Origin of the sequence: Francisella opportunistica (assembly GCF_003347135.1) — a bacterium.
In the GTDB taxonomy this organism is placed as follows: domain Bacteria; phylum Pseudomonadota; class Gammaproteobacteria; order Francisellales; family Francisellaceae; genus Francisella; species Francisella opportunistica.
Genome location: NZ_CP022377.1, coordinates 812302 through 827327 on the forward strand (window position 1 = coordinate 812302; position 15026 = coordinate 827327).

The following is a 15026-nucleotide window of genomic DNA, read 5'->3' on the forward strand; positions in this document are numbered from 1 at the left end:
GTAAATAGAGTAACAATTAGCAAATAAAAAGATTTAGAGATGTAGGTAAAAATGGAAAAATACACATTAGAAGCTAAGAGGTTAGGCAAAAAATACGGCTCACGCTGGGTTGTAAATAATGTCTCTATGAAAGTTTCAACTGGTGAAATAGTTGGTCTTTTAGGTCCAAATGGAGCCGGAAAGACAACATCGTTCTATATGATTGTAGGCCTAGTTGCAGCTACGCGTGGTAAAGTGCGGATGGGTCAAGAGGATGTAACAAAAATGCCTATTCATCTGAGAGCTAGAAGAGGCTTGGGTTATTTACCTCAGGAAGCTTCTGTTTTTAGAAAATTAAGTGTCGAAGATAATATTGTTGCAATTTTGGAGACTCGTAAAGACCTGAATAAAGTTCAAATTGAAGAAAAGCTTAATGAGCTCTTAGATGAATTTAGTATTCAACATATCCGTAAAAGTTTAGGTATGAGCTTATCAGGTGGTGAGCGTAGAAGGGTAGAGATTGCTAGAGCATTAGCAATGGATCCTAAATTTATTCTACTTGATGAACCATTTGCAGGTGTTGACCCTGTGTCAGTGATAGAGATTAAAGAAGTTGTGCGTCATCTTAAAGATAGAGGTATTGGTGTTTTGATTACAGACCATAATGTACGTGAGACATTAGATATTTGTGAAAGAGCGTATATTGTTAATGCTGGTAATATGCTCGCAGCAGGTACTCCAGCAGAGGTTCTAGCTGATGAAACTGTTAGAAAAGTGTATCTAGGTGAAGATTTTAAATTATAGAAAATTTAGTCATATATTTGTCAAGGAAAGCCAAAAATGCAGTTTGATCTAACAAAATCAAAAGTAATTTGCGTCGGTAGAAATTATGTTGAGCATATCCATGAGTTAAATAATGAATTTCCTGATAATCCAGTTATTTTCATAAAACCTAATTCAAGTATAACTAAAACCCTAAAGTTATCCTCAAAAAGAGAGATTCATTATGAGTGTGAAATAGTTTTTGCTTTTGATAATAATTCAAATATAAAAGCAGTTGGTTTGGGTTTGGATTTAACTGATAGAAACTTGCAGTCAAAACTTAAAGCAAAAGGTTTACCTTGGGAATTAGCTAAATCATTTGATAATAGTGCTGTAGTTAGTGAATTTGTTTCAATAACTAATGCTGAGATTGCATTTTTAAATTTCAAAGCTTATAAAAATGATGCGCTGATTCAGCAAGGTAGTTATGATTTAATGATTTATAAACCGCTGCAAATTATAGACTTTTTGCATCAAAGTGAAATTTCAATTTGTGAAAATGATTTGCTAATGACAGGAACTTCTAAAGGAGTTGGAATAGTAAATATAGGTGATAGATTTAAAATAGAACTTTTTTGTAAAGATAAAAAAATTTTAGCAATAACTTTTTAGGTATATATAAAATATGTGGGCAATAGTAGGTAGTAGTGGTTTTGAATCTTTTGATGACTTTGAGATTATAGAAGAATTATCACGAGAAACACCTTTTGGTTTGTGTTCTAATGGTTTATTTAAAATAAAAGTTGAAGACAAAGAAGCATTATTTCTCAATAGAACTGGTTTAGGACAAAATATATTACCACATCAAATTAACTACAAAGCCAACATCTATGCTCTGAAAAAATATGGTGCTACTTCTGTTATTGCCTTATCATCTGTTAGAAGCTTGAGAGAAGAGTTAAAACCTGGGGATATGGTTATTCCATACCAGTTTATTGATAGAACTAAATCTCTAAGGGAGTTTACATTTTGCGAGCAAGGATCGCTAAATTATGTTTCGCTCTCAAAACCTATAACAGAGAGTATTGCCGAAGAGATTAGAGCAAAGAAACAAGAATTTGATTTTGATATTCACTTTAAGCAAAGTTATGTCTGTATTGAAGGTCCACAGTTCCCTACTATAATTGATGCTAAATGTTTCCAGAGTATGGGTGGTGGAGTTATAGGTATGACAGCATTTCCAGAATTTGCTTTGGCAAGAGAGTCTGGCTTGAATTATATTAGCTGTAACTTCATCGTTGACTATGTGCCTTGGTCATATGATGTTAGGAATTTATACAATGTCTTGGAAATTAGAGAGACTAACAATCTCAAAGCAGAAAAATTAGTTAAATGGCTAGTAAATAACTTACCATTTTATGCTGAGAATGATTGTCATGAGCTTGGTATTGCTAGATATCTATCAACACCAATAGAATCATTATCACCAAATAAAAAAGCATGGCTAAAAGTTATCGCTAGAGATAATTCTGAGCATGAAAAAGCACTTGAAGCAGAAGTCTTAAAGAAAGTACCAGATTTATATGGCGGTATCAAAGCTATACCAGCAAAATTGCAAGATTTATTGACCTTTATCGGTAAATTTGATCGTGAAGGAAATAGAAAAGATTTAGAGGCAACACGAAAAGCTGCTGCCTCACTTGATCTATATAGCTATCCTAAAGTTGAACTACAATTAGTGGAGGATATCAAAATACTTCATGATGGTGGACATAGTATTCCAATTAGAGTATATAATCCCAAAGTTGATGAGAAATTAAAAGTAATTATATTCTCTCATGGTGGTGGCTTTGTTTCTGGGACTTTAGATTCATTTGATGCTTTTTGTCGCAAACTTGCTCTAACTACGAATAGGGTGGTTTTCTCTATTGATTATCGCCTTGCTCCTGAGCATAAGTTTCCAGCAGGTCTAAATGATGTTGAGTTTGTTGCTGAACATATTTATCAACATTCAAAGAAATTTGGAGTTTCTAAAAAGAAATTTACGCTAATGGGAGATAGTGCTGGAGCTAATCTTACAGTTTTAGCGACATATAATTTACTCCAAAAAGGTAGTGTAAAAATTGCTAATAATATTATCTTATATCCATCAGTAGATTTATCACATATGCCCACTAAATCACTAGAAGATTTTGCTAGTGGTTATATTTTAACTAAGGCAAAAACTATGTGGTATTCTGAATTATATGTTCCTGAAAGTATTGATAAGCGTTCTCCTGAAGTTTCACCTTTTTATATAAAAGAGTTAGATAATATGCCACGAACTTTAGTTATGACAGCAGGTTACGATCCGTTGAGAGATGAAGGACTATTATTCGCTGAAAGGCTTATTAGGCATGGTGTTGAGGTACAGCACTATCATTTTGATAGTTTGGTACATGGCTTTATCAATTTCTCAAAACTTATTCCTAAAGAAATGGAAGTTTTACATTCTAGGGTTGTGAAGTTTCTTGGTTAATTATGAAAAACTACCTATTACAAATTGAATACTTTGGTAAAAACTATTGTGGTTGGCAAAGACAATCTCACTCGCCAAGTATTCAAGCAGAACTTGAAAAAGCTCTATCAAAAATTGCAAACCAAAATATAGAAGTTACTTGTGCCGGGCGTACAGATACAGGTGTGCATGCTACTTCACAAATTGTTAATTTTCATTCAGATGCTGATAGATCCTTAAGTGCATGGCAGCGTGGTGCAAATGCGATATTACCTCAAGATATAAAAATATTAGCTGCCAAAGAGGTTAATAATGATTTTAACTCGAGGTTTTCTGCTTTAAATAGAACTTATAATTACCTTATCTATAATTCACCAATTAGTTCGCCAATCTTTGCTGAGCATAGTTTATGGGTGAATAGAGAGCTCGATATAGGCAAGGTGAATCAAGCTTGTAAATATCTATTAGGTGAGCAAGATTTCAGTTCTTTTAGATCATCACAATGCCAGTCAAATACACCTTTTAGAAATATTCAAAAAGCCGAGGTTATCAAGCAGGGTAGTTTTATTGTCTTTGAAGTAGTTGGTAATGCTTTTTTACATCACATGATTAGAAACTTTGTGGGCTCATTATTAAAGGTAGGTTTGGGTTTTGAATCTGCTAATTGGATTAAATCTCTATTAGAAGCCAGAGATAGAACACAAGCAGCAGAGACAGCTAAAGCACATGGTCTGTACTTTGTCGGTGTTGAATATCCAGCGTTTAGTTTCAAACGGCAAATAATTAATTTGTGTTGTTAGGTTTAATCTGATAATAATAACTAAATAGATATAAATTATAAACAAAGGATAGCGATGAAAAAACTATCTACAATGGCTGTAGTGTTTATCTCCACTGGAGGAATGATTGGTAGTGGCTGGCTATTTTCGCCATATTATGGTTTTCAGACAGCTGGCCAAGGAGTGATAATTTCTTGGTTTATCACGGCTTTGCTGACATTACTTGTAGCATTATGTTTTGCTGAAGTAGCCTCAATGCTACCGATAGTTTCTGGAGCAATGAGATTTTTGCGTATTACCCATTCGCGAACTTTAGGTTTTTTATTCGTTGCTTTGGGGTGGATCAGTTATCTTGTGTATCTACCATTAGAGGCGCAATCTGTAGTACAATATTTAGGCTTTTGGTTTCCAAATTTAGTTGTATCAGTTTCTACTGGTGTATTCTTATCATATTATGGGGTTTTTGTTGCATTTATAATTATGCTAAGTTTGACTTATCTAAATACTTATCAGTTAAAAAATGTTGCAAAGATAAATTCGATTGTGAGTATTTGGAAGATATTTTTGCCTATAGCTATTGCCGTAGGGATGTTAGCCTTCTACGGGTCTTTTAAAAACTATTATGCTAATACTGCTGATATAAATGTAAATTTCGAGCATATTTTATTAGCAGTGACAGGTTCGGGCTTAGCTTTTGCATTTTCAGGATTCCAAAATGGTCTAATAGTTGCAAATTCTGCTAAGAATCCTAAATTAGCGATACCTCTATCTTTGATTGCTCCAGTTGTGGTTGGTTTAACGATGTATATATCATTATCATTGTTATTTATGTTTTGTGTTCCTGAATCAGTAAATAGTTTCAATGCTGGGGTAGCTCCGCTTTTAGGCTTACTAAGTTTATTTAGTTTACATATTATCTATACGATACTCTTTATTGATGCAATTGTAGCACCTCTTGGTACTGGTAATGTTTATACAGCTGTTACTGGTAGAGTTCTGCAGGCATTTGGTTTAGAGTTTTTCAAAAAATCAATTCTGACAAGGTTAAACAAAAATCATGTGCCAATCTATTGTATTTGGATTAATTTTTTTGTTGGTTTAGTTTTCTTGTTTCAATTTCCTACTTGGACAGCTTTGGTAAATTTCTTATCATCTTTAGTTTTATTTAGCTGTTTATCAGGCCCTGTAGTGTTGATTATATTTAGAGATAAGTTTTCTGATATCGAGAGAAAATTTAAGCTACCTTATTACAAGTTATTTGGTTATTTAGGTTTTATATCTTGCTCGTACTTTATATATTGGTCAGGAACTTTTAATTTATTATGTTTAGTAATCCTAGTAGCATTGACATGTTTAATATATTGGTTTGTTTTTATGCGCCAATATTTTATTCAAGTACTTAAACAAACATGGTTTGTTTGTGCTTATATTATATGCTTGTGGGCTATTTCATATATCCATGAATTAAACTTAGTAACTTTTCCTTACGATAATTTATTAGTTGCAATTGCGAGTATTATTTTTCTCAAAATATTTATTATTACCCAAGCTGCTACTAAAGATATTGAAAAAAATATCGAAGATATAATGTCAGAGGTTAAAAATCTTAAAAGTAGTTAAATATTATTTTTTATCATTAAAAGCTAATTACAATCAACTTCATTTAGGATAAAATAATCTTTTAAGAAAATCTTTATTTTTACAAAAATGACAGATATACATAATCATAAGATTTTGATTTTAGATTTTGGTTCACAGTATACTCAGCTTATTGCTCGTAGAGTAAGAGAAGTTGGGGTTTTTTGCGAGATTTTTCCTCATGATGTAGCGGCTGATTTTATCAAAGATTATCAAGCAAAAGGTATAATTTTATCAGGTGGTCCTGAGTCAGTTTATGATTCTGATGCCAAAGCTCCTGAGATAGTTTTTGAGCTTGGTGTACCTATTTTAGGTATTTGCTATGGTATGCAAACAATGATAATGCAGCATGGTGGTGAAGTTAAAGGAGCTGATCGGAGTGAATTTGGTAAGGCAATTATTAATATCCTAAATTCGACAAATAATATATTTTCAAATATGGAGCATGAGCAGCTAGTTTGGATGAGTCATAGTGATAAAGTTACTCAAACTGGTGAGCACTTTGAGATAATTGCTTCTTCGATAAATGCTCCGGTAGCAGCAGTTGCACATAAGACTAAACCTTTTTATGGTGTGCAGTTTCACCCTGAAACAACCCATACAGAGAACGGTAAGCAAATTATTGAGAACTTTGTAATTAATATCTGTGGATGTGATACTCTGTGGAATATCGAAAACATTATCGAAAATGATATAAAAGAGATTAAACAAAAAGTTGGTAGTGATAAAGTAATTTTAGGTCTATCTGGTGGTGTTGATTCATCTGTTGTGGCTGCGATATTACATGAGGCGATTGGTGATCAATTGACTTGTATATTTGTAGATACTGGTTTACTGCGCCTTAATGAAGGTGATCAGGTCATGCAAGTATTTGCACAGCATATGGATATTAATGTTATCCGTATAAATGCCAAAAATAGATTCTTAAATGCGCTAAGAGGTATCTGTGACCCAGAACAAAAGCGTAAAATTATAGGTAAGCTTTTTGTTGATATTTTTGATGAAGAAGCAGCTAAGATAGAAAACGCTAAATGGTTGGCTCAAGGTACTATTTATAGCGATGTAATTGAGTCAGCTGGTAATAACCAATCTAAGGCACATGTGATTAAATCACATCATAATGTTGGAGGCTTACCAAAAGAAATGAAGCTTAAGCTTTTAGAGCCATTAAGAGAGCTTTTCAAAGATGAAGTTCGCAAACTAGGCTTAGGTTTAGGTTTACCATATAATATGCTCTACAGACACCCATTCCCTGGTCCTGGTTTAGGTGTACGCATATTAGGTGAAATTAAAAAGGAATATGTTGAAACTTTACAGAAAGCCGATGCTATTTTTACAGAAGAACTTTATAAACATAATTTATATCATGATATCTCTCAAGCTTTTGGAGTATTTTTACCTGTTAAATCGGTAGGTGTAGTTGGTGATCAGCGTAGATATGAGTATGTAATAGCTCTAAGAGCTGTAGTAAGTATTGATTTTATGACAGCAACATGGGCAAATTTGCCTTATGATTTTCTATCGCTAGTTTCAAATAGAATTGTAAATGAAGTAAAACAAGTATCGCGAGTTGTGTATGATGTGACAGGAAAGCCACCTGGAACTATTGAATGGGAATAAAATGAGTAAAAAGTATAAATCTACATGTCACTGCAAAGCTATAGAATTAGAGTTATATTTGCCAAATGGCTTAGAAAAATTAAGGCGTTGTAACTGTTCCATCTGTAGTAGAAAAGGAGCAGTAGTAAGTTCGGTATCATTAGAAAATCTTAAGATTATTAGAGGTGAGGATATGCTCACCAAGTATACATTTGGTACACATACTGCAGAGCACTATTTTTGCTCAGTTTGTGGAATATATACTCATCATAAAAGAAGATCAAATCCTAATGAATATGGTATAAATGTAGCTTGTATTGATGGTGTAGATATAGAGAATTTTAAAGACATTAAATATTTAGATGGAAAAAATAATCATCCTGCAGACAAATAAAACGATTAAAAAGCTATGTTAAAATATACTATTTTAGATAAAATAAATACACCATTTGATCTTAAGCTAATTCCCGAGAGCCAGCTTAAAATCTTATCTTCTGAGCTAAGGGCTTTCTTAGTTGATACATTAGATGTAAGTGGCGGGCATTTTGCAAGTAGTCTTGGTGCTACAGAGTTAACTGTTGCTTTGCATTATGTTTATAATGCGCCATATGATAATATCGTATGGGATGTAGGGCATCAGACATATATCCATAAGATTCTTACTGGTAGAAAAGATAAACTTGTCACAATTAAAAAAGATGGAGGAATTTCAGGCTTTCCTAAACGCAGTGAGAGTGAATATGACACCTTTGGGGTTGGTCACTCAAGTACTTCTATAAGTGCTGCTTTAGGTATGGCTATAGCAGACAGGCTACAAGGTAAACCCTCTAATACTGTAGCTGTTATTGGTGATGGTGCTATAACTGGTGGTATGGCTTTTGAGGCTTTAAACCATGCTGGTGGTATCAAGGAAGATATTCTTGTTATTCTTAATGATAATGAGATGTCGATTTCTGATAATGTTGGTGGACTTTCTGCACATTTTAGTAAAATTATTTCTGGCGGTTTTTATAATTCTATACGTGAAAAAGGTAAGGAAGTATTAAAAAATATTCCGCCAATATTTGAGTTTGTCAAAAAGGTTGAAACTCAAACTAAAGGTATGTTTGTACCAGCAAATTTTTTTGAAGATTTAGGTTTTTATTATGTTGGACCTATAGATGGTCATGATGTTACTGAGTTGGTCAAAACTTTAAGAATACTACAAGGTCACAAGGGTCCAAAACTTTTACATGTGATTACTAAAAAAGGTAAAGGTTATACAAAAGCTGAATCAGATCCGATTAAGTTTCACCATGTTGCGCCAAGTTTTCATAGTGGTGAGAATTTAACTGCCCAAGTTTCTAAACCAACTTACTCGAATATTTTTGGTAATTGGATTTGTCAAAAGGCTGCCAAAGATAAGCGTTTGGTTGGAATCACACCAGCGATGAAAGAGGGGTCTGATTTAATTAGATTTTCGCAACAATATCCACATAGATATTTTGATGTGGCTATCGCTGAGCAACATGCTGTGACATTTGCTGGCGGCTTAGCGTGTCAAGGACTAAAGCCGGTGGTGGCAATATATTCAACATTTCTACAACGAGCTTATGATCAGGTGATACATGATATAGCATTGCAAAATTTAGATGTGCTATATGCTGTAGATAGAGCAGGTCTAGTTGGTGCTGATGGTGCAACTCATGATGGTAGTTTTGATATATCATTTATGCGCTGTATCCCTAATCATGTGATTATGACTCCAAGTGATGAGAACGAAGCTTACCATATGCTAGAACTTGGTTATGAATATAATGGCCCAGCTATGGTGCGTTATCCGCGTGGTGCTGGCATTGGTGCTAAAATAACTGATAAGTTAGATTTACAATTAGGTAAAGCAAAACTAGTTAGAGAAGGTTCAAGAATTGCAATTTTAAATTTTGGGACATTATTACCTATAGCCAAACAACTAGCTGAGAAATATTATGCCACAGTCATAGATATGCGTTTTGTTAAACCACTTGATGAGGCTATGCTTGATAAAGTATCTCAATCTCATGATATATTATTAACTTTAGAAGAAAATTCTATTGCTGGTGGGGCAGGCTCTGCTGTTAATGAGTATCTTGTAGCTAAAGACCTTAGCAAAAAAATAACTGTTAGAAACTTTGGTCTTCAAGATAAGTTTCTCAATCATGGCACAAAAGATTTATTATTAGCTCAAAGTAATCTTTGTGTTGAAAAGATATCTCAAGAGATTGATAAACTAATTTAATAAGAGGCTTATTTTATATGGAATTATTATTTTCATATGGGACCTTACAGCAAGAAGAGGTACAACTTTTAACCTTTGGTAGAAAACTTGTTGGTCAAAAAGATATTTTAAGAGGTTATATAGTTTCAGAAGTAGAAATCTTAGATCAAAAAGTAATTGAAATTAGTGGAAAAAGATTTCATCCAATTCTTAAAGAAACGGGTAATCTACAAGATAAAGTTCACGGAACTGTTTTTGAACTAAACTGTGATGAAGTTAGCCTTTCTGATGAATATGAAGTAGATAGTTATGTTCGTAAGCAAGTAACTTTAGATTCTGGCAACAATGCTTGGATTTATACTGAAGCAGTTTAATTTAATTACTCAACTGAACAAATGAGAAAAGTAATCTTAGCTAGTATAATAGTAGTATTAGTATATTTAGTTTACTATGTGTTTTTTACTAAAAATTATAACAACTGGCCAATAGTTAATGCTAAACCTCAAGGCGAAACTATTGTAGCTCTTGGTGATAGTCTTACAGCAGGATATGGCATCGATAAAAAAGATAACTACCCATCGCAGCTTGCTGAAATGCTCAATCAGCCAGTGATAAATATGGGTATATCTGGCGAGACCACTCAACAAGCATTACTAAGAATTAATAAAGTAATTGCTCAAAACCCTAAGATAGCTCTTATTACCCTGGGTGGTAATGACCTTAAAAAGAAAATTCCTGCAGGTGAGACCTTTGATAATTTAAAACAGATAGTCGATATTCTTCAAGCAAATGGCGCTTTAGTAGTTATTGGAGGTATTGATATTCCGTATTATAAAAATGATTATGCACAAGACTATCTAGAGTTTGCTAAGAATAATGGTTGTTTACTAGTGCCAAATGTCTTAGCAGGACTGATCGGAGATAAAGATTTAATGATTGATGCAGTACATCCTAATGCAAAAGGCTATAAAATTATGGCAAAACAATTCTATGATGTTATTGATAAATATCTAAATCAAAAATAATAAAGGTATTACTATATACCTTTGTTTAAATTTGAAATCCCTTCTTTTTGGTAAACATGATATATATCAAGGCTAAGTTTCCTTCTAATATAAGGTAAAGAGAAATAGCCACGAATATATTTTTCACTATTTTTATCTTCATCATAAACTATGATATGGTGATAGTCTGAATTAATCAGTGTGTTAAGAACATGACCTATTTTTGAATTTTCAATAATTGAGTATGAAACGACATTTGCCATAGCTATTGGTAACATAATATCATTTGCAGTTAGATCCGCAGGTTTGACACCAGTACTCCTAGCTCTTTCTTGTAATCTTTGACTTTCTATATAATGTAAAGCTATGTTTCCGATAACTTTATCTTCACCATTAGTTACAAGGGCAAAATCTTTATGGTTATCTATTAATTTGGTTTTTACATCTTTTAAGTTTTCATCTGCTTTAACAGCTAGGGCATTATGTTCTTTAAAATCACGAAACACCTCTAAAGCTGGGCTATCTAAATATAAAAGATGATTAACATCATCTCTTAGGTAACGGACTGATTTGGCACCTGTAAAGTGAGAAAGTTCTATCTTTTTAAAGTCTTTTAGATCCACAGGAATTATCTCCATATAATATCGAGTTGATAATTAGATTTTAGACAAAATATTTGTCTTTTTCAAAGTTTATCAGATATTATTTATTAGATGATGAGATTTAGTTTGTAAAGTATGGCAAATTACTTAGTCACAGGTGGTTCAAAGGGTATAGGTAAGGCAGTTATTGAACTACTTTTACAAGATGAAATTAATAGTGTTATTAATATAGATATACAAGAAAGTTTTATTGCTAAAAACCTAAAATCTATCAAAGCAGATTTAACTAAACAACAAGATATTTTCCAAGCTTTAGATTTTATCAAAGATATCAAATTTGATGGAATTTTCTTAAATGCAGGAATTTTGATAAAAGGTTCTATCTTTGATATAGATATTCCAAGTATCAAAAAGGTATTAGATTTAAATATCTGGTCAAGTATTTATCTTATCAAGGGTTTAGAAAAAAATATTAACACTGGTGCCTCAATAGTGTTTAACGGTTCTGATCAATGCTTTATTGCAAAACCAAATAGTTTTGCATACACCATAAGTAAAGGCGCTATTGCTCAAATGACTAAATCATTGGCTTTAGATTTAGCTAAATACCAGATTAGAGTTAATGCTGTCTGTCCTGGTACTGTTGATACAGATTTGTATCGAAATTTGCTACAAAAGTATGCAAATAATGTTGGAATCTCCTTTGATGAAGCACAAAAGCGGGAAGAAAAAGAATTTCCTTTAAATAGAATCGCGCAACCTCAAGAAATTGCTGAATTAGTAATTTTTCTACTTAGTGATAAGAGTAAGTTTATGACTGGCGGCTTAATTCCTATAGATGGTGGCTATACAGCGCAATAGTATTGTCAACATACAAGATAAAAGTGTTATAATTGCTACTAAATTTTGTTATAAAACTAAATTATGCTCGAAACAGATAGAATAATCTCAGCTAATGCAGTTCAAACTAGTGATGAAAATGTCATAGATAGGGCTATCAGACCAAAGACTTTGGCAGACTATGAGGGACAACCAGCTGTACGTGAACAAATGGAAATTTTTATTCAAGCAGCAAAAGCGCGTAATGATGCACTTGATCATACACTTATATTTGGACCTCCTGGTTTGGGTAAAACAACTTTATCAAATATTATTGCCAACGAAATGGGTGTTGAGCTCAAACAAACAAGTGGACCTGTTCTCGAAAAAGCTGGTGATTTAGCAGCACTGTTGACTAACCTTGAAGAGAATGATGTCTTATTTATCGATGAAATTCATCGTTTAAGTCCTGTTGTAGAAGAGATTCTCTATCCTGCTATGGAGGATTATCAACTTGATATAATGATAGGTGAAGGCCCAGCTGCGAGATCTATAAAAATTGATCTACCACCGTTTACATTAGTTGGAGCAACTACAAGAGCAGGGCTTTTAACTTCACCGTTACGCGATAGATTTGGCATTATTCAGCGTTTAGAGTTTTATTCGATAGATGATTTATCGAAAATTGTTTATCGTTCAGCAAAGCTGTTGGATTTAGATATCACTGCTGATGGTGCTATGGAAATTGCAAAACGCTCAAGAGGAACACCTAGAATAGCTAATAGACTTTTACGCAGAGTCAGAGACTATGCCCAAGTTAAAGGTTCTGGAAAAATATCTTTTGAAATTGCTGATAAAGCTTTAACTATGCTTAAAGTCGACCCAGTTGGTTTTGATCATATGGATCATAGATATTTACTTACTTTAATGGAAAAGTTTGCTGGTGGGCCTGTAGGTTTAGATACTATTGCAGCTGCGCTAAGTGAGGAAAAGGGTACTATCGAAGATGTTATTGAGCCTTATTTAATTCAACAAGGCTACATTATGCGTACAGCTAGAGGACGTATAGCTACTTTAATAGCATATAATCATTTTAAATTAAAAATTCCTGATAATTTAAGTGCAGATCAGCAACAAACTTTGTCAATATAAAAATTTTCTGTAGATTATAAAAGATTTAACTAGCTTATGGTTAGCAAGAGCTAGAAAATTTATCAAGATTATTATATTTAATCACATCTTTTATTCTATTTTGATATTCTTGACCTTCTAATGAAGCATAATCTCCTAGAGTATCTATTAGCTGATCTGTATCATTTTCACCAGTACCATTTAATTCGCGGACACTCCTAAACTTAGCAAACTTACCTACAGTATTTAATTTATAATAGTATCCTAAAACACTATCACCAACATCTTTAAAAGTTTCGATTTGGACATCAGAATCTTTGGCTTTTACGCCACAGTTTTCTTCAAAGCAGTGTAAGCCAAAATAATTATTATAGTCAACAGCAAATCTTGAAGTTCCCCAACCTGTTTCGAGGATTGCTTGAGCAATTACAAGACTCTTAGGGGCTATATTAACTTTGAGTACTAGCTCATCTAACTGTTGTTGCGGAGTTTTATCTCCTGAGACTTTATAGAAGCTAGTATATTTTTTTATCTTAGCTTGTTGTTGACTATCTAAATTCTGTTTATTATTAAGCAGTTTTTGTATGTTTAAAATTGACTCTCTTTCTTTACATATTTCCTTATTTGCTTCATCTATCTCTTTTGACATAAAATCTATAAAAGTTTTCTTTTTTTCTGCAACATTTTTTATATTTCTAAAATCAGGCTTGGTATTGTCTGTTTTAACTAGTGGTGCAGTCTCTAAATGATATTTTCCTGAAGTCGCAAAGCATATATTTGCAAAGAACAAACCTAATATAAGAAAATATTTATTTATTTTTAGATCGGACATGTTTTAAAGTATTTAAAATTAATTTTATTTAAAGTACATTGTATCAACATATATAATTATTTTGTACATCTAAATTATTCAATATTATTTATTTTTTTATAAGCTAAGATATCTCTCTTGGTTGACAATTAAGATATTTACAAAAGCTTTAAGAGTATCACTGAAGACAGTATACATACAAGGAAAAAAATGTATATTTATATAAGAGTACCATCTAGTTTTAAATTATTTTTATCTAATATTTCTTTAGCTTTCTGCATTATGTATGCAGCTATAATAGCTCCGCCACCAAACATGAATTTACATAGATCATCGGTATTTATATAAAAGGATATATGACGGTCAGTTGGCATATAATAATTACCTATGAATGATTGTAGTGTATAAATAATTAATCCGGCTATAGTCCAAGATATTATAGTCCAACCTAGTCTTTTATATAAAGAAATAACTTTCGATGATAATATTTCCAGTTTCGTATATAAATCGAAAATTTTAATTAACAAAGCTATAATATATAGAAAAAAAGCAAGAGGTATCATATCTGTTAGCAGTAATAATAATTTTATAACTAGTACAACTTTTTCTGAAAAATTTTCGGTTGTAAGGTAAATAGTTGTATTGCCATTAGAAACTGTAAATTTTCCATATAAGAAGACCCAAATGTACATGATAACTTCGTAAGGAAAAATAAGATATAAAAGCCATTTATATAGTTTAGTCATTCTTTGTAATTTTTTCATTTTTTATCACTCCATTAAGTTTAGTTTCCATGAGCAAAAATTTTGAATAAAGCAATTAAGTATATTTAAATAGTTTTGCGAACAAAGGTAAATATACTTAATGCAAATGGAATATTATATATCAGAATCAAATTGGTCAACTATTTTAACTTTTCTTACAGCTCAAAACAAAAAGGCTTACACACAAAAGATCATAATATTGATTTGACATATTTATAAAAGAAGGCGTCTCATAGAGAAATCTTCCTTAAAATTAAGCATTTTAGAAGGGTTTTCTCTAGATTTGACAAGTCTTGCTCAGCTTTTTTAGGTTTTATTGCTTTAGCAAGTACATTTATTTGGCTTAGATGATTTTTTGTTGATGGAATCTAACTAAAACCTTCAAAGTTTGTCACTCGCAACATT

General features: G+C 32.3%; 15 protein-coding genes and 1 pseudogene. 13 read left to right on the forward strand and 3 right to left on the reverse strand.

Annotated elements, in window-relative coordinates; all coding sequences use genetic code 11:
* Positions 1–51 precede the first annotated feature (51 nt).
* The 10 genes from lptB to CGC45_RS04085 all read left to right on the forward strand — a co-directional run bounded on the left by lptB (position 52) and on the right by CGC45_RS04085 (position 10515).
* Complete coding sequence (lptB, locus tag CGC45_RS04040; protein WP_071629075.1) at positions 52–783, forward strand: LPS export ABC transporter ATP-binding protein; 732 nt, start codon at positions 52–54, stop codon at positions 781–783.
* Between the two features lie 36 nt (positions 784–819).
* A complete protein-coding gene (locus CGC45_RS04045) occupies positions 820–1413 on the forward strand; it encodes a fumarylacetoacetate hydrolase family protein (RefSeq protein ID WP_071629076.1) in 594 nt (197 codons plus the stop codon).
* A gap of 13 nt (positions 1414–1426) precedes the next feature.
* Positions 1427–3259, forward strand: a complete 1833-nt coding sequence (locus CGC45_RS04050; protein ID WP_071629077.1) for an alpha/beta hydrolase fold domain-containing protein — start codon at positions 1427–1429, stop codon at positions 3257–3259.
* Between the two features lie 2 nt (positions 3260–3261).
* Complete coding sequence (gene truA / locus CGC45_RS04055; RefSeq protein WP_071629078.1) at positions 3262–4038, forward strand: tRNA pseudouridine(38-40) synthase TruA; 777 nt, start codon at positions 3262–3264, stop codon at positions 4036–4038.
* A 54-nt stretch (positions 4039–4092) separates the two neighbouring features.
* The gene (locus CGC45_RS04060; RefSeq protein WP_071629079.1) at positions 4093–5637 is read left to right on the forward strand and encodes an APC family permease; all 1545 of its coding nucleotides are present in this window, start codon (positions 4093–4095) and stop codon (positions 5635–5637) included.
* Between the two features lie 87 nt (positions 5638–5724).
* The gene (gene guaA, locus CGC45_RS04065; RefSeq protein WP_071629080.1) at positions 5725–7275 is read left to right on the forward strand and encodes a glutamine-hydrolyzing GMP synthase; all 1551 of its coding nucleotides are present in this window, start codon (positions 5725–5727) and stop codon (positions 7273–7275) included.
* A gap of 1 nt (position 7276) precedes the next feature.
* Positions 7277–7648: a GFA family protein gene (locus CGC45_RS04070; protein WP_071629081.1), complete on the forward strand. Its 372-nt coding sequence runs from the start codon at positions 7277–7279 to the stop codon at positions 7646–7648.
* 15 nt (positions 7649–7663) lie between these two features.
* A complete protein-coding gene (gene dxs, locus CGC45_RS04075; protein WP_071629082.1) occupies positions 7664–9511 on the forward strand; it encodes a 1-deoxy-D-xylulose-5-phosphate synthase in 1848 nt (615 codons plus the stop codon).
* Between the two features lie 17 nt (positions 9512–9528).
* Entirely contained in the window at positions 9529–9864 is a 336-nt protein-coding gene (locus tag CGC45_RS04080; RefSeq protein WP_071629083.1) for a gamma-glutamylcyclotransferase family protein, read from the forward strand.
* A 21-nt stretch (positions 9865–9885) separates the two neighbouring features.
* Positions 9886–10515 carry an arylesterase gene (locus CGC45_RS04085; RefSeq protein ID WP_071629084.1) on the forward strand — a complete coding sequence of 210 codons (630 nt, stop codon included), beginning with the start codon at positions 9886–9888 and terminating at the stop codon, positions 10513–10515.
* A gap of 11 nt (positions 10516–10526) precedes the next feature.
* Here the strand turns inward: CGC45_RS04085 and CGC45_RS04090 are convergent, their stop codons facing one another.
* Complete coding sequence (locus CGC45_RS04090) at positions 10527–11117, reverse strand: CBS domain-containing protein (RefSeq protein WP_114702056.1); 591 nt, start codon at positions 11115–11117, stop codon at positions 10527–10529.
* Positions 11118–11231: 114 nt separating this feature from the next.
* Between CGC45_RS04090 and CGC45_RS04095 the strand changes: the two genes are divergently transcribed.
* Positions 11232–11957 carry an SDR family NAD(P)-dependent oxidoreductase gene (locus tag CGC45_RS04095; protein ID WP_071629086.1) on the forward strand — a complete coding sequence of 242 codons (726 nt, stop codon included), beginning with the start codon at positions 11232–11234 and terminating at the stop codon, positions 11955–11957.
* A gap of 63 nt (positions 11958–12020) precedes the next feature.
* Positions 12021–13067 (forward strand): Holliday junction branch migration DNA helicase RuvB, encoded by a 1047-nt coding sequence (ruvB, locus tag CGC45_RS04100; protein WP_071629087.1) that lies wholly within the window; start codon positions 12021–12023, stop codon positions 13065–13067.
* 40 nt (positions 13068–13107) lie between these two features.
* Here the strand turns inward: ruvB and CGC45_RS04105 are convergent, their stop codons facing one another.
* Together CGC45_RS04105 and CGC45_RS04110 are read right to left on the reverse strand one after the other, a co-directional pair.
* Entirely contained in the window at positions 13108–13878 is a 771-nt protein-coding gene (locus tag CGC45_RS04105) for a glucosaminidase domain-containing protein (protein WP_232310108.1), read from the reverse strand.
* Positions 13879–14075: 197 nt separating this feature from the next.
* Positions 14076–14621: a hypothetical protein gene (locus CGC45_RS04110; protein ID WP_071629088.1), complete on the reverse strand. Its 546-nt coding sequence runs from the start codon at positions 14619–14621 to the stop codon at positions 14076–14078.
* Positions 14622–14829: 208 nt separating this feature from the next.
* Here CGC45_RS04110 and CGC45_RS04115 point away from each other — a divergent pair.
* Positions 14830–14972: pseudogene (locus tag CGC45_RS04115) on the forward strand (IS5/IS1182 family transposase); the annotation flags it as partial.
* Positions 14973–15026: the final 54 nt, after the last annotated feature.